This window comes from Streptomyces sp. NPDC058470, from assembly GCF_042721055.1.
Lineage (GTDB): Bacteria > Actinomycetota > Actinomycetes > Streptomycetales > Streptomycetaceae > Streptomyces.
Genome location: NZ_JBHXMF010000005.1, coordinates 198,361 through 221,275, shown reverse-complemented (window position 1 = coordinate 221,275; position 22,915 = coordinate 198,361). Strand labels below are relative to the sequence as shown.

17 protein-coding genes are annotated in these 22,915 nt (G+C 69.2%); 13 read left to right on the top strand and 4 right to left on the bottom strand.

Annotation, left to right across the window (positions count from 1 at the left end; all coding sequences use genetic code 11):
• Nucleotides 1–72: 72 nt before the first annotated feature.
• The 5 genes from ACFWP7_RS05910 to ACFWP7_RS05890 all read left to right on the top strand — a co-directional run bounded on the left by ACFWP7_RS05910 (nt 73) and on the right by ACFWP7_RS05890 (nt 7,504).
• A complete protein-coding gene (locus ACFWP7_RS05910) occupies nt 73–1,575 on the top strand; it encodes a diaminobutyrate--2-oxoglutarate transaminase family protein (RefSeq protein WP_384376623.1) in 1,503 nt (500 codons plus the stop codon).
• Between the two features lie 711 nt (nt 1,576–2,286).
• Entirely contained in the window at nt 2,287–4,347 is a 2,061-nt protein-coding gene (locus ACFWP7_RS05905) for an IucA/IucC family protein (RefSeq protein ID WP_384376620.1), read from the top strand.
• A 38-nt stretch (nt 4,348–4,385) separates the two neighbouring features.
• The gene (locus ACFWP7_RS05900; protein WP_384376617.1) at nt 4,386–5,189 is read left to right on the top strand and encodes a GNAT family N-acetyltransferase; all 804 of its coding nucleotides are present in this window, start codon (nt 4,386–4,388) and stop codon (nt 5,187–5,189) included.
• A gap of 57 nt (nt 5,190–5,246) precedes the next feature.
• A complete protein-coding gene (locus ACFWP7_RS05895) occupies nt 5,247–5,531 on the top strand; it encodes a hypothetical protein (protein ID WP_384376613.1) in 285 nt (94 codons plus the stop codon).
• Nucleotides 5,528–7,504: an ATP-dependent DNA helicase gene (locus ACFWP7_RS05890; protein ID WP_384376610.1), complete on the top strand. Its 1,977-nt coding sequence runs from the start codon at nt 5,528–5,530 to the stop codon at nt 7,502–7,504. The genes ACFWP7_RS05895 and ACFWP7_RS05890 overlap by 4 nt, the downstream gene beginning before the upstream one ends.
• Before the next feature lie 809 nt (nt 7,505–8,313).
• Here ACFWP7_RS05890 and lexA read toward each other — a convergent pair.
• Nucleotides 8,314–9,090, bottom strand: coding sequence for a transcriptional repressor LexA (gene lexA, locus ACFWP7_RS05885; protein WP_365426069.1), 777 nt, complete (start codon nt 9,088–9,090; stop codon nt 8,314–8,316).
• Nucleotides 9,091–9,608: 518 nt separating this feature from the next.
• Between lexA and nrdR the strand changes: the two genes are divergently transcribed.
• The gene (gene nrdR, locus ACFWP7_RS05880) at nt 9,609–10,172 is read left to right on the top strand and encodes a transcriptional regulator NrdR (RefSeq protein WP_384376606.1); all 564 of its coding nucleotides are present in this window, start codon (nt 9,609–9,611) and stop codon (nt 10,170–10,172) included.
• A 150-nt stretch (nt 10,173–10,322) separates the two neighbouring features.
• On the top strand, nt 10,323–13,223 hold the full coding sequence (locus tag ACFWP7_RS05875; RefSeq protein WP_384376604.1) for a vitamin B12-dependent ribonucleotide reductase: 2,901 nt from the start codon (nt 10,323–10,325) through the stop codon (nt 13,221–13,223).
• 270 nt (nt 13,224–13,493) lie between these two features.
• On the opposite strand, the gene ACFWP7_RS05870 is transcribed toward ACFWP7_RS05875, so the two are convergent.
• The gene (locus tag ACFWP7_RS05870; protein WP_384376601.1) at nt 13,494–14,204 is read right to left on the bottom strand and encodes a DUF6461 domain-containing protein; all 711 of its coding nucleotides are present in this window, start codon (nt 14,202–14,204) and stop codon (nt 13,494–13,496) included.
• A 183-nt stretch (nt 14,205–14,387) separates the two neighbouring features.
• Nucleotides 14,388–14,921, bottom strand: a complete 534-nt coding sequence (locus tag ACFWP7_RS05865) for a TerD family protein (protein ID WP_384376598.1) — start codon at nt 14,919–14,921, stop codon at nt 14,388–14,390.
• 155 nt (nt 14,922–15,076) lie between these two features.
• On the opposite strand from ACFWP7_RS05865, the gene ACFWP7_RS05860 reads away from it, so the two are divergent.
• The 4 genes from ACFWP7_RS05860 (at nt 15,077) to ACFWP7_RS05845 (ending at nt 19,479) form a co-directional block, all read left to right on the top strand.
• On the top strand, nt 15,077–15,682 hold the full coding sequence (locus ACFWP7_RS05860) for a YdbC family protein (protein ID WP_384376595.1): 606 nt from the start codon (nt 15,077–15,079) through the stop codon (nt 15,680–15,682).
• 107 nt (nt 15,683–15,789) lie between these two features.
• Nucleotides 15,790–16,437 (top strand): histidine phosphatase family protein, encoded by a 648-nt coding sequence (locus tag ACFWP7_RS05855; RefSeq protein WP_384376592.1) that lies wholly within the window; start codon nt 15,790–15,792, stop codon nt 16,435–16,437.
• Nucleotides 16,438–16,461: 24 nt separating this feature from the next.
• On the top strand, nt 16,462–17,394 hold the full coding sequence (locus ACFWP7_RS05850) for an ADP-ribosylglycohydrolase family protein (protein WP_384376589.1): 933 nt from the start codon (nt 16,462–16,464) through the stop codon (nt 17,392–17,394).
• 360 nt (nt 17,395–17,754) lie between these two features.
• Entirely contained in the window at nt 17,755–19,479 is a 1,725-nt protein-coding gene (locus ACFWP7_RS05845; protein ID WP_384376586.1) for a DUF4173 domain-containing protein, read from the top strand.
• A gap of 175 nt (nt 19,480–19,654) precedes the next feature.
• Here the strand turns inward: ACFWP7_RS05845 and ACFWP7_RS05840 are convergent, their stop codons facing one another.
• Nucleotides 19,655–21,214 carry an MFS transporter gene (locus tag ACFWP7_RS05840; RefSeq protein ID WP_384376665.1) on the bottom strand — a complete coding sequence of 520 codons (1,560 nt, stop codon included), beginning with the start codon at nt 21,212–21,214 and terminating at the stop codon, nt 19,655–19,657.
• A gap of 171 nt (nt 21,215–21,385) precedes the next feature.
• Here ACFWP7_RS05840 and ACFWP7_RS05835 point away from each other — a divergent pair, with 171 nt between their 5' ends.
• Nucleotides 21,386–22,009 (top strand): TetR/AcrR family transcriptional regulator, encoded by a 624-nt coding sequence (locus ACFWP7_RS05835; protein ID WP_384376583.1) that lies wholly within the window; start codon nt 21,386–21,388, stop codon nt 22,007–22,009.
• Nucleotides 22,010–22,182: 173 nt separating this feature from the next.
• Nucleotides 22,183–22,884 carry a ribonuclease HII gene (locus ACFWP7_RS05830; RefSeq protein ID WP_384376580.1) on the top strand — a complete coding sequence of 234 codons (702 nt, stop codon included), beginning with the start codon at nt 22,183–22,185 and terminating at the stop codon, nt 22,882–22,884.
• The last annotated feature ends 31 nt before the right edge of the window (nt 22,885–22,915 follow it).

The window sequence follows — 22,915 nt, the reverse complement described above, 5'->3', positions numbered from 1 at the left end:
GAGGGTGCGTCTCGCGCTTCGGACGGGGCGAGGAAGGGTGTGTCCCGCGCTTCCGGCGAGGCGCGAGAGGGCATGTCCCGCACTTCCGAGGGGACGCGCGCGGCACACGAGGGGATTCTGCGGCGCCAGTCGGCGCGCGAGTCGGCGGCGCGCACCTACGCGCGCGCCCTGCCGATCGTCCCCGTGCGGGCGCGCGGCCTGACGATCGAGGGGGCCGACGGCCGCCGCTACCTCGACTGTCTTTCCGGCGCGGGGACCTTGACCCTGGGACACAACCATCCAGTGGTCCTGGAGGCCATCAGAAAGGTCCTCGACTCCGGAGCCCCACTTCACGCCCTCGACCTCGCCACCCCCGTCGAGGACGCCTTCACCACTGAGCTGTTCCGCACGCTGCCGCCCGAGTTCGCCGCCTGCGCGCGGGTGCAGTTCTGCGGACCCGCCGGGACGGACGCCGTTGAGGCCGCGTTCATACTTGCGCGCGCGGCGACCGGGCGGACCGGGATGCTCGCGTTCACCGGCGCGTACCACGGGATGACCGCGGGAGCGCTCGAAGCATCCGCAGGCGCGACCGACGTACGTGTCACGCGCCTGCCCTATCCGCAGGACTACCGCTGCCCGTTCGGTATCGGTGGTGACCGCGGGGCCGAACTGGCGGCGCGCTGGACGGAGTCCGTGCTCGACGACCCCAAGTCGGGCGTGCCGCAGCCCGCCGGGATGATCCTCGAACCCGTCCAGGGTGAGGGCGGAGTGATTCCGGCGCCCGACGCGTGGATGCGCAGGATGCGTGAGATCACCGCGGCGCGGTCCATCCCGCTGATCGTGGACGAGGTCGAGACCGGCGTCGGCAGGACCGGGGCCTTCTGGGCGGTGGAGCACAGCGGGATCACGCCGGACGTCATGGTCCTTTCCAAGGCCATCGGCGGAAGCCTGCCGCTGGCCGTCGTCGTCTACCGCGACGACCTCGACGTTTGGCAACCCGGCGCGCACGCAGGCACGTTCCGCGGAAACCAACTCGCCATGGCCGCGGGCACGGCGACCCTCGCGTACGTCCGCAAAAACCACCTCGCCGAACGCGCCGGGACACTGGGTGCCCGCATGCTCGACCAACTCCGGCTACTGGCCGACGAGTTCTCCTGCGTCGGAGATGTACGCGGCCGGGGACTGATGATCGGCGTCGAGTTGGTGGACCCCGAGGCAACTCCGGACCCCGCCGGCGGCTCGCGACCCGCCGCTCCCGAACTTGCCGCCGCCGTCCAACGGGAGTGCCTTCGCCGGGGCTTGATCGTGGAACTGGGTGGTCGCCACGGCGGCGTGGTGCGACTCCTCCCTCCGCTGACCATCAGCGACGAACAGGCGAGCGCCGTACTGGACCGCCTCGCGGACGCGGTGAGTGCGGTGGCGCGAGGGCATCTGAGGCGTGGCGGGGGCGGGGCACGTGCGGAGCCGGACGGGCGGTCGGACGACGAGGGGAGTCTTGGTGGGTGTTCCGCCGGGGGCCGGCTTCGTGACCGTGGCGAGCTGCCGGAGCCCGCTGATCAGGGCCGGCGTTCCGGGTGTGCCGAACACACCGGATAGCCGCCAGTGGCCGGGCTCCCGGGCTGCTCGGTCGTTGCGCCGCTCGGCCGCCGGGTCGCTCGATCGTTGGGGCGCCGAGTGGCGACGCGGTGGCGGGCACACCGAGGCACCCCACGGGGCGTGCGGCGCCCGGATCGCGGGGCGTGCGTGTCCGGTGTGCGTGGTGCGGCACCCGGATCCGGGGCACGGCGCCGGGGTCTGGTGTACGGCGCTGGGTTCTGGCGTACGGGCTTGGGTCTGGCGTACGGGGCTGGGATCGGGCGTACGGAGCTTGGGTCTGGCGTGTACGGGGCTTGGGTCCGATGTACGGGGCTGGGATCGGGTGTATGGGGCTGAGATCGGCGTACGGCGCCGGGATCCGGCATACGGCGTGGGGCACCGGCTCCGAGCCACCTCAGTCCGGCGAGACGTACCCCTTCACCCCTCCGCTCGTACCCCTCTGCTGTCACCTGTCCCGGCTCTCAGCAGTTCCAGCTCCTGGACCGTGCGGTTCCCAGCCGCCGGTGGCCCTCTCCTTGGAGCAGCACCGCTCACCCCTCACCGTATGGAAGCCGGCGCCTCGTACCGACCCCGCACCAGCTGCACCGGACCTCCAATCCCACTCGCACCCCCACCCCACCCGAATCAACCCGGAACGCCAAAGGCCCAACGCGCGCCCGTGCCGCCCGGTTCGTCGCCGCACGAGCCCGAACGACCTCACAAGGAACTCTCTTGAACACCACCTCCGCACCCGACGGTCCTCCCCACACCCGCGAGCGAGCGACCCACGGCACGCAGAGCCCGCTCGTGCCCGCGGCCGAATCGGTCCCCCGCCAGAAGGAAGGGGCCCGGGAGTCCGAGCGGCTGCGCGGCGGCACCGCCGATCTGTTGGAGCACCCCGACGTGCATACCGCAGCCCAGGCAGCAGCCGTCGAGAATCTCCTGCGCTGCTGGGTACGGGAGAACAACCTGCCTGCTCCCGAGGACGGCATCCTCCGCATCCCGCTCTCCGCCAGTGCCACAACCCTGCTCGCCCCCGTCCACTACTGGTCGCCCACCGGCTGGCACCGTCTCGGCCTCCCCTACTTCGCCGACGCTCCCGAAGAGGCACCGCCCGCCGACGCGGTCACGGTTGCGGCGCTGCTCGCACGGCAAACGGTCAGGAGCGCGACGACAGTCGGCACCGACCCTGCGCCGGCCGCCCCCGGCACCGACCCTGCGCCGGCCGCCCCCGGCACCGGCCCCGTGTCGCCCGGCCCCGGCAGAACAACCCGTGGCGGCAAAGCGCCCCGCCCCGAACCGCCGGGTTCGCACAGCCCCGCCGGTGACGGAGTCGACCTTGTCGGCCGCGTCGCCGATTCCGTTCGACGTACCGCCGCGTTCATCAGTGACCGCAGGGAACGCCCCGCCCATGAGCCCGACCTCTTCCTGACGGCCGAGCAGGCGCTCGTGCTCGGGCACCCGCTGCATCCCACACCGAAGAGCCGCGAGGGACTCTCCGAGGCGGAAGCCCGCCTGTATTCACCGGAGTTGCGCGGCTCCTTCGCCCTGTACTGGATGGCTGTGGCTCCCTCGCTGCTGGCAGCCGACTCGGCGTGGACGGAACGCGGCCGCCCCGTCACAGCGGAGCAGCTCACGGCACGGCTGGCCGGCACCGGGCTGTCCCTGCCCGACGGGTACGCCGCCCTGCCCATGCATCCCTGGCAGCTGAGTGAGGTCCGGCACCGTCCCGAGACCGCGGCCCTGCTGGACGCGGGACTGCTCCGGGACCTCGGCCCGCATGGCTCCCGGTGGCATCCCACCTCCTCGGTCCGCACCCTTTACCGCTCCGGCGCCCCCGCGATGCTGAAGCTGTCGCTGGGCCTGCGCATCACCAACTCCCGCCGTGAGAACCTCCGCAAGGAACTCCACCGTGGCGTGGAGGTCCACCGACTGTTGCGCAGCGGCCTGTTCAAGCAGTGGCAGGCTGTCCACCCGGGCTTCGACATCGTCCGTGATCCCGCCTGGCTGGCCGTCGACGGTCCGGACGGCAACCCCTTGCCCGGACTCGACGTGGTGATCCGCCACAACCCGTTCAGCCCGACAGACGACGCCGGTTGCATCGCGGGACTGGTCTCGCCCCGACCCCACGCCCAAGCCGGCGCACGGGACCAACCACAGGGCGGGCCCCCATCGCGGTCTCGGCTCGCCGAGATCGTCACCCGTCTCGCCGGCCACACCGGTCGCCCTCGCGGCGCCGTCGCCACCGAGTGGTTCCTGCGCTATCTGGAGCAGGTCGTACGCCCCGTGCTCTGGCTGGACGGCGAGGCGGGGATCGCTCTGGAAGCGCACCAGCAGAACACGCTGCTCCTGCTGGACCCCGAGGGGTGGCCCACGGGCGGCCGCTACCGCGACAACCAGGGCTACTACTTCCGCGAGTCGCGGCGCGCGGAACTCGACGCCCGGCTGCCCGGCATCGGCGAGCGGAGCGACACGTTCGTCTCCGACGAGGTCACCGACGAACGCTTCGCCTACTACCTCGCGATCAACAACGTGCTGGGCCTGGTCGGCGCGTTCGGATCCCAGCACCTGGCAGACGAAGAGTTGTTGCTCGCCGCGTTCCGCCGCTTCCTCGCCGATGTGGCCACCGGCCCGGCTCGGCTGCGTACGTCCCTGCCCGCCCACCTCCTCGAATCCCCCGTCCTGCGCTGCAAGGCCAACCTGCTCACCCGGTTGCACGGCCTCGACGAACTCGTCGGTCCCGTCGACACCCAGTCCGTCTACGTCACCATCACCAACCCCCTTCATTCCTGAGGACATGACCCACCCCGTCTACTGAGAGGAGCGACGCCGTGCCCCCTGCCGATGCGAGCGCCGACGCCGGTGCCGCACCCGTCACCGAGCTCGCCACCCGAACGCGGCCCGGTTCGAATCCCGACGCCAGTGCGGACTGCGAGGACACCCTGGACCTGCGTCTGCCCGACGAGCTCATCGCGCTCTTCGCCGAAGGAGCCAGGGCACACGGGGATACCAGCGGAGGGCGGATGGGCACGGCGAACGAAACCCGCGTCGCCCCGGCCGGTGACGAGCTGCTCGACCGCATCGGCAGCTGGGGGCCGACCGATACTCCCGCGGGCGCCTTCCACCTCGTCCCCGTAAGCATCGAGCGCGACCTCCCGCTCGTCACCCGTTGGATGAACGACCCTGCCGTCGCCGCGTTCTGGGACCTGGCGGGTGCCCAGTCCGTGGCCGAAGAGCACCTACGCCGTCAGTTGGAAGGAGACGGACGAAGTGTTCCCTGCCTCGGCGTGCTGGACGGCACGCTCATGAGCTACTGGGAGATCTACCGCGCGGACCTGGACCTGCTGGCGCGCCACTACCCCGCCCGACCGCACGACACCGGAATCCACCTCCTCATCGGTGGTGTCGCCAACCGTGGGCGAGGTCTCGGCTCCACCCTGCTCAGAGCTGTCGCCGACCTCGTGCTGGACAAGCGCCCCTCGTGCGCTCGCGTTGTCGCGGAACCCGACCTTCGCAACACCCCCTCCGTCTCCGCTTTCCTGAGCGCCGGCTTCCGGTTCTCCGCCGAGGTCGACCTGCCCGACAAGCGGGCAGCCCTCATGGTCCGAGACCGGGCCCTGCGCGATCTGTTGTAGCGCCGTCACATGTAGTACACCGCTCGTCCCGCTCCGGTTCCCTTTCGAGGAGTCCCCGTGCCGAATTCATCCGCCACCCCGGGCTCCGGCGAGCCATCAGCTCTGTACGACCCGCCTGAGCTGGGCAAAGACCGGCGGGAGCAGGCCGGCCGTCGCCTGCTCGCCAAGATGGTCGGCGAGTTCTCGTACGAGATGATCATCCAGCCGGAGCCGGAGCCGGAGCCGGAGCCGGAGCCGGAGCCGGAGCCGGAGCCGCGTCCTTTGCTCGGCTTGATCGCGACCGTCGTCCCCACCTTGATCGCCCGGTTGTCAGTGGCGACCCTTAAGGTGGCAGAGCTATGACACAGCCCTCACTCCCCGAACTCCTGCATGCCGCCGTCACTGCTGTCGGCGGTACGGAGCGCCCTGGCCAGGTGACCATGGCCGAAGCCGTCGCAGGTGCCATCGACGACAGCTCTCACCTGCTGGTCCAGGCGGGCACCGGCACCGGAAAGTCGCTCGGTTACCTGGTGCCCGCGCTCGCGCACGGGGAGCGGGTGGTCGTGGCGACGGCCACCCTGGCGCTCCAGCGGCAGCTTGTGGAGCGGGACCTTCCACGGACCGTGGACGCCCTCCATCCGTTGCTGCGCCGCCGCCCCGAGTTCGCGATGCTCAAGGGCCGGTCGAACTATCTGTGTCTGCACCGACTGCGCGAGGGCATGCCGCAGGAAGAGGAGGAGGGCCTCTTCGATCAGTTCGAGGCTGCCGCTCCCACCAGCAAACTCGGCCAGGACCTGGTGCGGCTACGGGACTGGTCGGACGAGACGGAGACCGGGGACCGGGACAACCTCACGCCGGGCGTCTCCGACCGTGCCTGGGCCCAGGTGTCCGTGTCGTCCCGGGAGTGCCTGGGCGCCAGCAAGTGCGCCTACGGAGCAGAGTGCTTCGCCGAGGCGGCCCGCGAGCGCGCCAAGCTGGCCGAGGTCATCGTCACCAACCACGCGCTGCTCGCGATCGACGCCATCGAGGGCGCGCCGGTTCTCCCGATGCACGAGGTGCTGATCGTTGACGAGGCCCACGAGTTGGTCTCCAGGGTTACCGGCGTTGCGACCGGCGAGCTCACGCCCGGCCAGGTCAACCGTGCCGTCCGCCGCGCAGCGAAGTTGGTCAACGAGAAGGCGGCCGACCAGCTCCAGACCGCCGCCGAGGGCTTCGAGCGGCTCATGGAGCTGGCCCTGCCCGGGCGCCTGGAGGAGATCCCGGAGGACCTCGGGTACGCCCTGATGGCACTTCGCGATGCCGCTCGTACGGTGATCTCGGCGCTCGGTTCCACGCGTGACAAGTCCGTCCAGGACGAGGACGCCGTACGCAAGCAGGCCCTCGCCTCGCTGGAGGCCGTGCACGATGTGGCGGAGCGGATCACCAACGGCTCGGAGTGGGACGTCGTCTGGTATGAGCGCCACGACCGCTTCGGCGCGTCACTGCGCGTGGCTCCCATGAATGTCTCCGGGCTCCTCAGGGAGAAGCTCTTCACGGACCGCTCCGTCGTCCTGACCTCCGCGACGCTGAAGCTCGGCGGTGACTTCAACGGAGTGGGAGCGTCGCTGGGCCTCGCCCCGGAGGGCACGGAGGGCGAGGATCTCCCGCAGTGGAAGGGCGTGGACGTCGGCTCGCCCTTCGACTACCCCAGGCAGGGCATTCTCTACGTCGCCAAGCACCTGTCCCGCCCCGCCCGTGACGGCGATCGCGGGGACATGCTGGACGAGCTCACCGAACTGGTCCAGGCCGCCGGCGGTCGCACACTCGGGCTGTTCTCCTCGATGCGGGCCGCCCAACTCGCCGCCGAGGAACTGCGTTCGCGTGTCCCCGAGTACCCCATCCTGCTCCAGGGCGAGGAGACGCTCGGCGAGCTGATCAAGAACTTCGCGGCAGACCCGAAGACCTGCCTCTTCGGCACCCTCTCCCTCTGGCAGGGCGTCGACGTCCCCGGTCCGAGCTGCCAGCTGGTCGTCATGGACAAGATCCCTTTCCCACGCCCCGACGACCCCCTGATGAGCGCCCGCCAGAAGGCTGTCGAGGACAAGGGAGGCAACGGGTTCATGGCCGTCGCCGCCACTCACGCGGCCCTGCTGATGGCCCAGGGCGCCGGCCGCCTCGTACGAGCGACGGGGGACCGTGGCGTCGTCGCGGTACTGGACCAGCGCCTGGCCACGGCGCGCTACGGCAGCTATCTGAAGGCGTCACTGCCCGACTTCTGGTTCACGACGGACCGCAATCAGGTACGGAGGTCGCTGGCTGCGATCGACGAGGCCGCGCGGAAGTCGGAGGAGGCGTAGCGCCTGCGCGGCGGGCGGGACGTGGCCGGGCCGGCCTGTGTTGCTGCCCGGGCGAAGCCGGACTTGCCGCGGCGCGTTGCTGTGATCGGCCAGGGCCCCCGGCCTGCTCTGCGGATACCGTGCGGTGCTTTGCTGTACGTCGCGTCGAGCATCCCCCGCGAGCCTTGACCCGGCTGACAGCCCTGGCGTTGCGGGGCCGGGTTCGAACCACCCGGCTTGGTGACGCCGCTGCGCATCGGACGCCGTACCCCACGGCTCCCGGCCAGGAAGCGCTCGGCAGGTCCTAGCCTTCGACGGGGTGGGCACATCTCCAAGGCCGCCGGGACCTGACCAGCCAAAGGGGGCCATCGGGAAGGACGTGCGCAGTTCAAGGTGGCCCGCGGCCGGGACGTACACAGCCCAGGAGCCTTCGGCGGGACGTCCACAGGTCAAAGCGCCCGCGGCCGGGACGAGCACAGCTCAAGAGCCCTCGTTCGGGACGAGCACCACCCAAAGCGCCTGCGGTCGGGACGTGCCTAGCCCATGAGCTCGCGGCCAGGGCAGGCACCCCAACCCTCAGTCAGAACGAACACAGCCCAAGGCGCCCGGCAAAGGCAGTCGGTCGAAGGCAGTCAGTCGAAGGCAGTCAGTCCAAGGCGGCCAGTCCAAGGCGGCCAGTCCACGGCGCCGGTCAGGAAAGGCACCGCCCAACGCCCGCCCCGGACAGCCCCCGAGGCCCCCGGCCGGAAAACGCACAGGGCCCCGGAACCGGCGCAGTTGGTTCCGGGGCCCGGTCAGGGGCGGGGTGGAGCATCCCGCCGTCGGGGATGCTAGATCCGCCGCAGCACTGCCACGACCTTGCCGAGGATGGTCGCCTCGTCGCCGGGAATCGGCTGGTACGCGGAGTTGTGCGGCAGGAGCCACACATGCCCGTCCTCGCGCTTGAAGCGCTTCACCGTGGCCTCGCCCTCGAGCATGGCGGCCACGATGTCGCCGTTCTCCGCGACCGGCTGGCGGCGGACCGTGACCCAGTCTCCGTCGCAGATGGCGGCCTCGATCATCGAGTCACCGACGACCTTGAGGACGAACAGCTCGCCGTCTCCGACCAGCTGGCGGGGGAGGGGGAACACGTCCTCCACCGATTCCTCGGCCAGGATCGGGCCACCGGCGGCGATACGGCCCACGAGCGGGACGTACGACGCGGCCGGCTTGCCCGCCGTGTCCGTGGGCTGTGCCGACGACTGGTCGGACCCCCGGACCTCGTACGCGCGCGGGCGGTGCGGGTCGCGCCGCAGGAAGCCCTTGCGCTCCAGTGCCATCAGTTGATGCGCGACCGAGGAGGTGCTGGACAGGCCGACGGCCTGTCCGATCTCGCGCATCGACGGCGGGTAGCCGCGCCGCTGCACGGAGTCCCTGATGACCTCGATCACCCGGCGTTGCCGGTCGGTGAGGCCCGAGCTGTCCGCCCGGATGCCTGGAGGTCGGCCCGGCAGAGAACGCTTGGGCCCCTCATGATTCGCAGCTTCGTTCATCGCTTGCACCGGCTCGAGTCGGCCCTGGGAGCGGTCCTGGGCAGTGATGGTGGCACTGTCTGCGGTGGTGGTCACGTCGGCCCCTCTCGATGGTCTCCCTGCTGGACAACGGTAGTTGCTTTCGAAAGGTTGCGCCAAACACACGTTCGAGTGAAAAAGTGTGGATTACCTGTCCTGATCACGTGTCTGGGTGTATGGCTGACGTGGCGTCTGGCGGACACGGGGGCACATTGCTGTACCCTCCACCGCCGGGGCGACAACCGAGCCGGTCGAGCTGGGCCGCCGCCCAGTCTGCCACCCGGTCTCCCGTCGGCCGGGAACCGCCCCCCTTTTCCTGTGGTGACCACGCTATCGCCGCGTGTCTGGAATCGGTATGGACGTGCGGCACATGCCAATACGTGGGCGACACGCGCGTCATCGGTGAATTTACGCGCCAAGCCCCACATGTAGTGGTTGGATTACGGCAGCAGCCCAGAAGTTGTGGTCCCCCGGGTCTCCGACCCCTCGGCCATCGCCTATGCTGGGGACTGCTTCGAGGGGCCCAAGGGGTCTCCCGAGCTCTATGAGTCGTGCTGTGAAGGAGGGTTGGAGCCATGCACTGCCCCTTCTGCAGGCACCCTGACAGCCGCGTCGTCGACAGTCGTACGACCGATGACGGCACGTCGATCCGCAGGCGCCGCCAGTGCCCCGACTGCTCCCGTCGTTTCACGACGGTGGAGACGTGCTCACTGATGGTGGTCAAGCGCTCCGGCGTGACCGAACCCTTCAGCCGTACCAAGGTCATCAATGGCGTCCGCAAGGCCTGCCAGGGGCGGCCTGTCACCGAGGATGCACTCGCCCAGCTCGGCCAGCGGGTCGAGGAGGCGGTGCGGGCCACCGGAAGCGCCGAACTGACCACCCATGACGTGGGACTGGCCATACTCGGCCCCTTGCAGGAACTCGACCTCGTCGCCTATCTGCGATTCGCGTCCGTCTACCGGGCGTTCGACTCGCTAGAGGACTTCGAGGCCGCCATCGTGGAACTCAGGGAAGAGACGAGGCAGCGCCCCGCTGCGGACGAGGCGGACGACGAAGACGCCTCCGCGGAGCGCCCGGGAAGCGACCGCGGGTCCGGAGGGACTGTTCAGGTCCCCGTGCCCGCCAGCGTCGCCGACTGACGGGAAGGCCGACTCCGGTCGGCTCGCCGACGGCGACCACAGACCTGTTGCGGGCAGCCGCGTATGCGGCGCGCGCAGCATCAGACACACACCGTGCCCCGGGAACAACGAGGCACTTCTGGGCGTTTTAGCCCGATACAGGGAGGCGGCATGACAGAGACGGCGAGCGGTCCGGCACGAGGTTCCCGCACCAAGGGAACCAAGGCCACCAAGGGACTGCAGATCGAGCGCATCCACACCACTCCCGGCGTGCACCCGTACGACGAGGTGGAATGGGCACGCCGTGACGTCGTCCTGACCAACTGGCGCGACGGCTCGGTCAATTTCGATCAGCGTGGCGTCGAGTTCCCCGACTCGTGGTCGGTGAACGCGGTCAACATCGTCACCAGCAAGTACTTCCGCGGTGCCGTCGGTACTCCGCAGCGCGAGGTGAGCCTCAAGCAGCTCATCGACCGCATCGTGAAGACGTACCGGAAGGCCGGTGAGGACTACAAGTACTTCACCTCGCCCGCCGACGCCGAGATCTTCGAGCACGAGCTGGCGTACGCCCTCCTGCACCAGATCTTCAGCTTCAACTCGCCGGTGTGGTTCAACGTCGGCACGCCGCAGCCCCAGCAGGTCTCCGCCTGCTTCATCCTGTCCGTCGACGACTCCATGGAGTCGATCCTCGACTGGTACAAGGAAGAGGGCATGATCTTCAAGGGGGGCTCCGGCGCCGGCCTGAACCTCTCCCGGATCCGCTCCTCCAAGGAACTGCTCTCCTCGGGCGGCAACGCCTCGGGTCCCGTTTCCTTCATGCGCGGTGCCGACGCCTCCGCGGGAACGATCAAGTCGGGTGGCGCCACGCGCCGCGCGGCCAAGATGGTCATCCTCGACGTCGACCACCCCGACATCGAGGGCTTCATCGAGACCAAGGTGAAGGAAGAGGAGAAGATCCGCGCGCTTCGTGACGCGGGCTTCGACATGGACCTGGGCGGCGACGACATCACGTCCGTCCAGTACCAGAACGCCAACAACTCGGTCCGGGTGAACGACACGTTCATGAAGGCGGTCGAGGCCGGCGGTAAGTTCGGCCTGACCTCCCGCATGACCGGCGAGGTCATCGAGGAGGTCGACGCCAAGTCGCTCTTCCGCAAGATGGCCGAGGCTGCCTGGGCGTGCGCCGATCCCGGCATCCAGTACGACGACACGATCAACGCCTGGCACACCTGCCCGGAGTCCGGCCGGATCAACGGCTCGAACCCGTGCAGCGAGTACATGCACCTGGACAACACGTCCTGCAACCTCGCCTCGCTGAACCTGATGAAGTTCCTTAAGGACGACGGAAAGGGACACCAGTCCTTCGATGTCGACCGGTTCTCGAAGGTCGTCGAGCTGGTCATCACCGCGATGGACATCTCCATCTGCTTCGCGGACTTCCCGACCCAGAAGATCGGCGAGAACACCCGCGCCTTCCGCCAGCTGGGCATCGGTTACGCCAACCTCGGCGCCCTCCTGATGGCGACCGGCCACGCGTACGACTCCGACGGCGGCCGCTCCCTCGCCGGCGCCGTCACCTCGCTGATGACCAGCACTTCGTACAAGCGTTCCGCCGAACTCGCCTCGGTCGTCGGCCCGTACGACGGTTACGCACGCAACGCGCAGCCGCACCAGCGCGTCATGAAGCAGCACTCCGACGCCAACGCCGTGGCCCCTCGCGTGGACGAGCTGGACAGCCCGATCTGGGCCGCCGCCACGGAGGCCTGGCAGGACGTCCTCCACCTCGGTGAGAAGAACGGCTTCCGTAACGCGCAGGCCTCGGTCATCGCCCCGACCGGCACCATCGGTCTCGCGATGTCCTGCGACACCACCGGTCTTGAGCCCGACCTCGCGCTGGTCAAGTTCAAGAAGCTGGTCGGCGGCGGCTCGATGCAGATCGTCAACGGCACCGTTCCGCAGGCCCTGCGCCGCCTGGGCTACCAGGAGGAGCAGATCGAGGCGATCGTCGCCCACATCGCCGAGAACGGCAATGTGATCGACGCCCCGAGCCTCAAGCACGAGCACTACGAGGTGTTCGACTGCGCCATGGGCGAGCGCTCCATCTCCGCGATGGGCCACGTCCGCATGATGGCCGCGATCCAGCCGTGGATCTCCGGCGCGCTCTCCAAGACGGTCAACCTGCCGGAGACGGCGACCGTCGAGGACGTCGAAGAGGTCTACTTCGAGGCGTGGAAGATGGGCGTCAAGGCGCTCGCGATCTACCGTGACAACTGCAAGGTGGGCCAGCCCCTCTCGGCCAAGACCAAGGACAAGGAGAAGTCCGAGGTCACTGCAAAGGCCGAGGAGACCATCCGTACCGCGGTCGAGAAGGTCGTCGAGTACCGCCCGGTCCGTAAGCGTCTCCCCAAGGGCCGTCCCGGCATTACCACCTCCTTCACGGTGGGTGGCGCCGAGGGTTACATGACGGCCAACTCCTACCCGGACGACGGTCTCGGCGAGGTCTTCCTGAAGATGTCGAAGCAGGGTTCCACCCTCGCCGGCATGATGGACGCCTTCTCCATCGCCGTCTCGGTGGGCCTGCAGTACGGCGTGCCCCTGGAGACGTACGTCTCCAAGTTCACGAACATGCGGTTCGAGCCGGCCGGTATGACGGACGACCCGGACGTGCGGATGGCGCAGTCGATCGTCGACTACATCTTCCGCCGCCTGGCGCTGGACTTCCTGCCCTTCGAGACGCGCTCCGCGCTCGGCATCCACTCCATCGACGAGCGTCAGCGTCACCTGGAGACCGGGTCGTACGAGCCGTCCGACGACGACGTGGACGTCGAGGGCCTCGCCCAGTCCGCGCCCCGCGCGCAGGAACTGAAGGCGGTCATCGCCCCCAAGGCGGAGGTCGCGGTCGAGGCGGTCAAGCCCGCCCCCCAGGAGGTCCACACCAGTGCCGAACTGGTGGAGATGCAGCTGGGCATCCAGGCGGACGCCCCCCTGTGCTTCTCCTGCGGCACGAAGATGCAGCGGGCCGGCTCCTGCTACATCTGCGAGGGCTGCGGCTCGACCAGCGGTTGCAGCTGAGACCGAGCGGAACTGCGTTGGCTGCAACATCCGGCGCATTCGCTGAGCATTGATGACAAGAGGGGCGTCAGCCAGTGGCTGACGCCCCTCTTGGTCGGTCCTGGACGCCTGGTGGCCATGCAGGGGCACCGCCCTGCGGCTGAGGGGTGAAGCGTTCGACCTCGGCGGGGCTTTGGCGCCCGTGAGGGTCAGGGCGTGGGTGAGGTGGGCCCGAGGATGACCATCGGTTCCGAGGCCTTGGCGCGGGCGCGCCACCGACGCCTCGACCTCCTAGCGAGTGACTTCCTTGTAGAAGCGCTCCCCGTCGGCGTCGGTGATGTCGATGACGATCTTGTTCCACTCCTCGGCGGGTTCCTCCGGCACCTGCCCGAGCTGGTACTCGGCATCCCGGAGCAGTTCCTCCGTCACCCGCACACCGGTCAGCCGCTCGGCGAGGGCGAGGACCGCCGCCTTGGTGTCGACGGGTGCGCCGGTGTCACCCTCGTCGTCGGAGAGATCGAAACCGACCTCACGCATCACCGGGTTGAGGGTGCCGGGGGCGCTGCCCTCCCTGGCCGTGGGCCACTCGAAGGTGGTCCGAAGCTTCCCGTCCTCGTACCAGTGGAACAGGTCGATGGGCTTGCCTCCGTTGCTGGAGTGCACCACCGCGCGCCCGCCCTTCGACGACAGGGCCTCCACGAAGCGCGGCCGCATCCCGCCGCCGTCGAAGCGCAGGACAACCGTCCAGTCGCCGCTCTCGCCCGGCACGGTGAACGCGCCCGCGATGAAGGACGCGTCCCGGTAGTCCGTCGCGTCGAGCAGTTCGTACTGGCGCCCGATCAGCGGGTCCACCCCTGTGCACACGCCCTGCGGCTCCGCCTCCATCACTCGTAGCACCGCCCCCGGGGCGACATCACGCACCAGGGTCAGGGTGTACCCGGCTTCCAGTGCGTGGCGGAACAATGGAGAGGAACGTATCCAGGCGTAGTCATGCGCGGTCACCGAAGTCGTGCGCCACAGTCTGCCTGCTGCCACTGACAAGGGCCCGCGACGAAGGGCCCGCGAAGCAGGCTCGGTGCGTGTCCTGCTTCGAAGTCACCCTGAGTCCCACTGAAGTCCCCCTGAGCCTTAATGCTGTTCTACGGAGAGGCCTGTTCTGAGAACGCGGTCTCCTAGGAGTCCGTTTCAGGAGTCCTCGGGGGTTCCCATGACCCGGGCGAAGGTGGCCGGGTCCGTGTCGTATCCGCGGATGCCGGGGTGGAAAGTCCACTCTCCGGAGTCGTCGCGTACGAACTCCCCGACGGTCGCCGCCGTGGACCCCAGGACGTCGCCGAACTGGTCCTCGGCCAGGACGGTGTAGCCCTCGCGCATGCGCAGGGCAGGGTTCGCCACGCCGACGAACGTCTTGTGGCCGCCGCGCTGTTGGATGAGGACGCCGACCACGACGCGGGCGTAGCGCCTGTCCAGGCGGTTCAGCTCCAGGGTCATGACCTCGTCCCAGCCGAAGCCCTTGCCGTCCTTGCTGTCCCGGTTCAGATAGATGGTGCCGTCCGGGGAGCGACTGTCGAAGTGCACTACGTAGGTGGGTTTTCCGAACGGGTCGGCCGCCGGATAGGTCGCCGCGATGATGTCGAGATCGGTCGAGGGCTCACCTACGGGGCTCGGGTCCCACTTCACCGCGAGCTCGACCTTGCGGATGCCTTTGTTGAGACCGTTCAACAGATCTCTCCTCCCGGTTCCCCATGTGCTTCCCGACTCAACTGGTGTGAAATCAGGGTTGGTTGCCCATCGTGCCACGCGCGCCGGGGCGCTCGCGCGGATGTCCTGCGCCGGAGCGTGACCGGCGCCACGTTCCGTGGCCTTACGATGGCGCGGTGCTGGTCAAGTGGATTCGCTGCACCGTGGTCGACCGCCGCGGTTTCGAGCGGGGGCAGCGAAAGTGGGCGGGGCTTCTGGGCGAGCCTGGTTTCCGGGGACAGGGCGGGGGGTGGAGCCGGGAGCGGTCCGGCGTCGCGCACGTTTTCGCCTTCTGGGAGAGCCGTGCCTTCTACGACTCCTTCATGGCCCGCTCCCACGACAGGCTCGCCGCGACACAGTCGGGCACCTTCAAGGATTCCCAGGTCAAACTGTTCGATCACCGTTTCGATGTGAAGACGGGCTTCGAGCCACGCTTCACGGACACCGACGTGGTGCGGGTGGCCCACTGCCGTATCCGCGAGGAACGGGCCGAGCATTTCGCGCTGATGCAGGAGAAGGTCTGGAACCCCGCGATGGCGGGCTCGCCCGGCATGGTGCGTGGCCTGTTCGGCGAGGCGCCAGGACATGAGTTCCTGATCCTCTCCATGTGGCAGTCGGCCGCCGAGCACGGCAAATACCGCTCCGAGCGGGTGGAACGGCTCGCGTTGCGCGCTCAGACCGAGGCCGACGTGGCTGCCCTCGCGGGCGACATCGTGGAGCTGGAGCCCGGCTGGACGGTCTGACGGGGCCACCTGCCGCGCGCCCCGATGTGTGCCGGTCTTGTGTGACCTACGCCGTATGAAGCCTGTACGAGTGCTCGATCGGGGGTCACCCCATTTAGGGTCTTGGCATGGTCCGACCACGGCGCATCGTTCTTGTCCGGCACGGCGAGTCAACGGGCAACGCCGATGACACCGTGTACGAACGCGAGCCCGACCATGCCCTGGGGCTCACCGAGCTGGGCTGGCGGCAGGCGGAGGAGACCGGGAAGCGGCTGCGGGAGGTGTTCGGCCGCGAGAGCGTAAGCGTTTACGTCTCCCCCTACCGCCGTACGCACGAGACGTTCCGCGCCTTTCACCTCGACCCGGAGCTCGTACGGATGCGCGAGGAGCCTCGGCTGCGCGAGCAGGACTGGGGCAACTGGCAGGACCGCGACGACGTACGCCTTCAGAAGGCATACCGGGACGCGTACGGGCACTTCTTCTACCGCTTCGCGCAGGGTGAGTCCGGCGCCGATGTGTACGACCGGGTCGGCGGCTTCCTGGAGAGCCTGTACCGGAGCTTCGAGGCGCCCGACCACCCGCCGAACGTGCTTCTGGTGACACATGGCCTCGCCATGCGGCTGTTCTGCATGCGCTGGTTCCACTGGACGGTCGCGGACTTCGAATCGCTGTCGAATCCGGGGAACGGAGAATCCCGGATGCTCGTCCTCGGCGAGGACGGCAGGTACACGATTGACCGGCCCTTCGAACGCTGGCGCGATCCGGAACCGTACTGAACCACCGGATAGAGTGGCAGGGCGATGACCGCTGACTCCTCTTCACCCGGACGCCTGGACCGTGCCATGGCCAGCCTGCGTGGACTCGCGGTGGGGGACGCGCTGGGCTCGCAGTTCTTCGTGCCTGCGAACTACCCGCTGCTGAAGCGCCGCGAGCTGCCGCCCCGGCCCTGGCAATGGACCGACGACACCGAAATGGCCTGCTCCGTAGTGGCCGTTCTGGCCACCCACGACCGCATCGACCAGGACGAGCTGGCCCGGTCCTTCGCCGAGCACCATGACTTCGACCGGGGCTACGGGCCCGCGGTCAACCGGCTGCTGAGGCTGGTCAGGGAGGGTGGCGACTGGCGCGAGCTGTCGGCCGCCCTCTTCAACGGACAAGGGTCGTGGGGCAACGGCGCCGCGATGCGCATCGCCCCTCTGGGCGCCTGGTACGCGGACGATCCGGAGCAGGCCACGCACCAGGCCGAGATCTCGGCGTACCCCACACACCAGCACCGAGAGGCCGTGGTCGGCGCCATGGCCGTCGCGGCGGCCGCGGCGCTGGCCGCCGACCCGGCCGGCCCGCCGAGCGCCGAAGCCCTGCTCGACGGCGTCATCGCGCTCGTCCCGCGCAGCGCCGTCGGCGCCGGGCTGCGGCGCGCCCGGGACATGCTCGACTACGCCGACGCCGCCACTGTTGCCGCCGTCCTCGGCTGCGGCCGACGTACGACGGCCCACGACACGGTTCCCTTCGCCCTCTGGTCGGCGGCCAGGACCCTCGGTGACTACGAAGAAGCCTTCTGGGCGACTGCCCAGGTGGGCGGCGACATGGACACGACCTGCGCCATCGTGGGCGGCGTCGTCGCCTCCGGGAAGGCGGGAGCGCCGCCGGGGGCGTGGCTGGAGCGGACGGAAGGGCTTCCGGACTGGATGCCGGAGGCGGCGCACGGTCGTCGGATGACGCACGGGGCGTAGCGTCCATCACGCTGATGGGCGTGGCACTGGGCTGCGGGGAGAGCGTCGCCGGGTGCCTGGGCCTCTATGGCCTGCTGCGTGAGCTCTGGACGGCGATCCGCCTCCGGTGAGCCCCGGGACCGCTGGCGGTCCTCTCCGGGGTGCGTGCGCCGCACGGACCGCCGCGGCCGCCTCTGTCACAGGCTTGCTACAGCGCCACTGCCACGGTCTGGAGCGGGTGGGCCGCGGATACCCTTTCCGCCACGCCGCCTGTTGATCATGCCGGGTGTGCACCGACAAGACACCGGTCACCAGTCCCACCCGCCTTCCGCCGAAGCGGCGTGCCGTGGGCTGCGTCACGGCCGACAGGGAGGGGGTTCCGTGTCCGACATACCGTCGACGTCCGAGCCGAGGGAGCAGGAGACCACGCGGCCGGGAGATGACGAGCCCGATGCGCCGGAGAGCTTCGGGTCGGGCGGAAATCGTGGCCCTGAAGACGCCGTCCCGGAATCTGAGTCCACGTCCGCCGCCAGGTCCGTCGCCCGGTCCTCCGCCAAGGGAGATGCGGCCGAGGACGACGAGGACACCGACTGGGACCAACCGTTGCCCGTCCCCTGGCTGGCCGATCTCCAGGTGACGGCACCCGCCCCGGTGCGTACGGCCACACTGTGGGCCGTGTTGGCCACCGGACTGCTCAGCATGCTGCTCCTGGGTGACGGCCTGGCGCTCAACCTCGTGCTGCTCGCGATCCCGGCCGCGCTCGCCGCGTACTTCGCCGCCCAGGCTGCGGGACGACGCCCGCGCGCGTGGGCGCTCGTCTGGGGCCTCGGCGGAATCGCTCTGCTGTTCGTACCCGCTCTGCGTGACGCGGGCTGGCCTTCGTTCCTGGCCGTGGCCGCCGCGGTCGCGCTGGGTTCGATGGCGCTGCACGGCGGCCGTACCTGGCCCGCTGTCCTGCTGGGGCCCATCGGCGTGCTCAACTCCCTGGTCACCGGCCCTGCGTGGGGCTGGCGCGGGCTGCGTGAACGGTCCGGTGGTACCCGCGGCAACCTGGGCGCGGTGCTGCGCGCGCTCGCCGTGACCGTGGTCCTGCTGCTGGTCTTCGGGGCGCTGTTCGCGGGTGCTGACGCGGCCTTCGCGGATCTGCTCGGTGAGCTGGTGCCGGACACCTCCGTCTCCGGCGGACCCTGGCGCCTGCTGCTTCTGCTGCTCGGCCTGGTCGGCGCGCTCGCGGTGGCCCACACAGCCGCCGCGCCCGTCCAGTGGGACCGGGTCGAGGTACCCGCGGGCCGACCGCGCGGCCGAGTCGAGTGGGCGCTGCCGCTGATCGTGCTCACCGCGCTGTTCGCGGCCTTCAACGCCGTCCAACTCGCCGTGCTCTTCGGCGGATACGACGCCGTACTGGAGAAGACCGGCCAGACGTACGCCGAATACGCGCGCCAGGGCTTCTGGCAGTTGCTCCTCGTCACGCTCCTGACCCTGCTCGTCATCGTCTTCGCCCTGCGCTGGGCGCCGCGCGACGGCGGAGGTGACCGGAAGCTGGTGCGCGGCGTGCTGGGAACCCTGTGCGCGCTGGCGCTCGTTGTCGTGACATCGGCCGTGCGGCGTATGGACATGTATGTGGACGCTTATGGACTGACGCGGCTGAGGGTCTCCGTGGTCGCCGTGGAGCTCTGGCTGGGCCTGGTCATCGTTCTCATCATGGCGGCCGGTGTGTGGGGTGCTCGCTGGTTGCCGCGTGTGGTCGCGGCGAGTGCGGCCGCGGGTGTGCTCGCGTTCGGGCTGGTGTCGCCCGACGGCCTGATAGCCGAGCGCAACGTCCAGCGGTACGAGGACACCAGCAAGGAGGGCGCCGGCAAGTTCGACCTCAACTACGCACAAGGCCTGTCCGCCGACGCCGTACCCGCCCTCGACGCACTGGAGGAGCCGCTGCGATCGTGTGCGCTGCGGTCCATCGCCGCAGACCTGGAGGGTGGCGACGCCCCCTGGTACGCGACCAGTTGGGGCGAGGCGCGTGCCCGGGACATCCTCCACGACCGGCCGGTGTCGAAGGACGCGGACTGGAGTACGTGCTACGAGTTGAGTGACGACTTCATGTACCGGTGAGCTCCTATGGCGGTGAACTCATGTACCGGTGAGCTCATATGCCCGTGAACTCGTGCACCGGTGAGCTCATTTACCGGTGGACTCGTGCACGGTGAGGTCGGCTGCTGCGGATGGCCGGACCGGCGTCCGCGCCGTCGATCCAGAGACCCTGGCCCGGTCATCCGCAGCCCGTGTGTCAGCCTCCGACGGGTCCTGCCGTGCCTGCCGTGCCGGAGAGGGCCTCCAGGTCGCTCTTGCGGACCCGGATCACCAGCGCCGCGGTGGCCAGAGCGAGGAGGGCCATCGCGACGGCCGGGATGAAGGCGGTGGAAATGCCGTTGGCGAGAACTTCGTTCCCCCAGGGAGCCGGCAGTTGCTGTGTCCTGGCGAACTCTGCCTTCTGTTCGGCCGAGGCGTTCGCCATGAAGTCCGGGATCTGTTTCTCCGCCTCGTCCCGGCCGGCCGAGCCGAAGACCGTGGTCAGGATGGAGAGTCCGAGCGAGCCGCCCACCTGTTGCGTGGTGTTGAGCAGGCCCGAGGCCGCGCCCGCCTCGTGGACGGCGACTCCGGATACCGCGGTGACGGTCAGCGTGACGAAGTTCAGCCCCATGCCGAAGGCGAACAGCAGCATCGGGCCGAGCACCCCACCGACGTACGAACTGTCGGGGTTGATGAAGGTCTGCCAGCCGAGTCCGAGTGCGACGAGAGCCGAACCGACGAGCATGAACGGCTTGGGTCCCAGGACCGGCAGGAACCGCTGGGACAGACCCGCGCCGATCGCGATGGCGACCGTCACCGGAAGGAAGGCCAGGCCTGCCTCGATCGGCGTGTAGGACAGGACGTTCTGCACGAACAGGACGATGAAGAAGAACATGCCGAACATGGCCGCCGCTAGGCTGAGCATGATCACGTACGTGCCCGAGCGGTTGCGGTCGGCGAACATCCTCAGCGGGGTGATCGGTTCCTTGGCCCGCATCTCGATGAACACGAAGGCCGCCAGCAGCACCACCGAGGCACCGAAGGAACCGATGGTGAGGCTGTCCCGCCAGCCTTCCTCCGCGGCGCGGATGAACCCGTACACCAGGGCGGCCATTCCGGCCGTCGAGGTGAGCGCGCCGAAGATGTCGAAGCGTCCGGGATGACGTTCGGACTCGCTGATGTACAGCGGTGTGAGGACGGCGATCAGTACGCCGATGGGCACGTTGACGAAGAGCACCCAGCGCCAGTCGAGCCATTCGGTGAGCATGCCGCCCGCGAGGAGTCCGATGGCGCCGCCGCCGGCCGAGACGGCTGCGAAGACGGCGAAGGCCCTGTTCCGCTCCGGGCCTTCGGGGAACGTCGTGGTGATGAGGGCCAGCGAGGTGGGTGACGCGATCGCGCCACCGACCCCCTGGAGGGCGCGTGCGGCCAGCAACTGCCAGGGTTCCTGGGCGAATCCGCCGAGCAGCGAGGCGAGCGTGAAGAGCAGGATGCCGGTCATGAAGACCCGGCGCCGGCCGAGGATGTCACCCGCACGCCCGCCGAGAAGCAGCAGGCCACCGAAGGTGAGGGTGTACGCGCTGACCACCCATGTGAGATCGGTCGTACTGAACTTGAGCGCGTCTTGAATGTGCGGGAGGGCGATGTTCACAATCGTCGCGTCGAGTACCACCATGAGTTGGCAGGCCGCGATGACGGTGAGCGCGATGCCGGGATGCCCCTCCCGGCGGGCCGCTCCTGGTTTTGGGCCGTTCTGTATCAACTGAGAGGTTGTCACCATGGGTCCCCCACAAGTGCGTTAGTGAACGCTCGCGTTCACTGTTGCGTCAACGGTAGTGAGTCCCCGACAGTGAACGCAAGCGTTCACTGAAGTCTCTGCCGAGTGGCGTCACGCGACTGCTCTCCCTCCCCGTACGCCCCCTCCCTCATGCTCAACGGAGACACTCAGATGACCATTTCGCGTTGGACGGCCGCACCCGCTCAGCCGGCCTCCCCGCGTCGACGCGGGGCCGTGCTCGAACGGGCGATCCTCGAGGCCGCGCTGGAACAGCTCAGTACGGTCGGCTGGAACGGCCTCACGATGGAGGGCGTCGCCGCGCGCGCTCGGACCGGCAAGGCCGCCGTCTACCGGCGCTGGCCCTCGAAGGAGGACCTCGTCGCGGACGCGCTCCAGGCCGGGCTGCCGAGCCTGACGGACGCGCCCGACCTGGGGGGCGTACGGGAGGACCTGCTGGAGCTGTGCCGGCGGGTGCGTGACGCGATGTTCTCGCAGCCTGGGCACGCACTCCGGTCGGTGCTTTACGAATGCGATGTCGCTCAGGCCGAGCGCTTCCACGCCGTGATCCTCGGCGGGGTCATCGAGCCGACCCTGCATATTCTGCGAGAGGTCATCCACCGGGGAATTGAGCGCGGAGAGGTGCGGCCCGAGGCGGCGAACCCGTATGTCTTCGACGCCATCCCGGCGATGATGATGTACCGCTCCAAGGTGTGCGCGAGCGAATGGAGCGACCGTGATCTGGAGGAGATGGTCGACCAGCTGATGGTCCCGCTGCTGCGCAGGACGGCTGTCTGACCGGCCTCGGTCGAACCGGCTCGTGGACCCTGCTCAGGACGCCCCGGGCGACCTTGCCCAAGAAGCCCGGGTGGCCTCGCGCACGGTCTCCGGCCGGCCTCGCCGGGGAGGTCGTGGTCGCTCGGGGGACCGGGTGTCGCGAGGTGCTTCGGGCGGCGTAGTCTGAGTACGCCATGCCGTACGAACCTCCCACCCACACCGTCGAGCGCTCCCTCCGCGCCACGACCGGAGCGAAGATCATTGCCGGTGTCGACGAGGTGGGGCGCGGCGCTTGGGCCGGCCCGGTCACCGTCTGCGCCGCCGTCACGGGTCTGCGCCGTCCCCCCGAAGGGCTCACCGATTCCAAACTACTGACCGTCAAGCGCCGTACAGCGCTCGCTGTCGAGTTGGAGAAGTGGGTGACGTCGTACGGCCTCGGTCATGCCTCTCCGGAGGAGATCGACCAGCTGGGGATGACGGCCGCCCAGCGGCTCGCCGCCGTACGCGCACTGGAAGCGCTGCCGGTGCGTCCCGACGCGGTCATCCTCGACGGGAAGCACGACTACCTCGGCTCGCCCTGGCGGGTCCGTATGGTGATCAAGGGCGACCAGTCCTGCGTGTCCGTCGCGGCGGCCTCGGTGATCGCCAAGGTTCAGCGCGACAAAATGATGGCCGAACTGGGTGTCGACCATGCAGACTTCGGTTTTGCGGCCAACGCCGGTTATCCGTCGCCGGTGCACAGGGCCGCGCTGGAGGATCGGGGCCCCACCCCGTACCACCGGCTGTCGTGGGCGTATCTTGATGCGCTGCCCCAGTGGCGGCACCTCAAGAAGGTTCGCAGCTGGGCGGACGGAAGCGTTCCGGAGATCGAGGGCCAGCTCGGCTTCGATTTCTGACGGTTCCGCTCGCACTCATGTGCCACCCGCC

What these genes read in the sequence shown, in the direction of transcription:
- ACFWP7_RS05850 (WP_384376589.1), top strand. Translation starts at nt 16,462, where the DNA reads ATGACCGCTGACTCCTCTTCACCCGGACGCCTGGACCGTGCCATGGCC.
- ACFWP7_RS05835 (WP_384376583.1), top strand. Translation starts at nt 21,386, where the DNA reads ATGACCATTTCGCGTTGGACGGCCGCACCCGCTCAGCCGGCCTCCCCG.
- ACFWP7_RS05855 (WP_384376592.1), top strand. Translation starts at nt 15,790, where the DNA reads ATGGTCCGACCACGGCGCATCGTTCTTGTCCGGCACGGCGAGTCAACG.
- ACFWP7_RS05875 (WP_384376604.1), top strand. Translation starts at nt 10,323, where the DNA reads ATGACAGAGACGGCGAGCGGTCCGGCACGAGGTTCCCGCACCAAGGGA.
- ACFWP7_RS05910 (WP_384376623.1), top strand. Translation starts at nt 73, where the DNA reads ATGTCCCGCACTTCCGAGGGGACGCGCGCGGCACACGAGGGGATTCTG.
- ACFWP7_RS05830 (WP_384376580.1), top strand. Translation starts at nt 22,183, where the DNA reads ATGCCGTACGAACCTCCCACCCACACCGTCGAGCGCTCCCTCCGCGCC.
- ACFWP7_RS05890 (WP_384376610.1), top strand. Translation starts at nt 5,528, where the DNA reads ATGACACAGCCCTCACTCCCCGAACTCCTGCATGCCGCCGTCACTGCT.
- nrdR (WP_384376606.1), top strand. Translation starts at nt 9,609, where the DNA reads ATGCACTGCCCCTTCTGCAGGCACCCTGACAGCCGCGTCGTCGACAGT.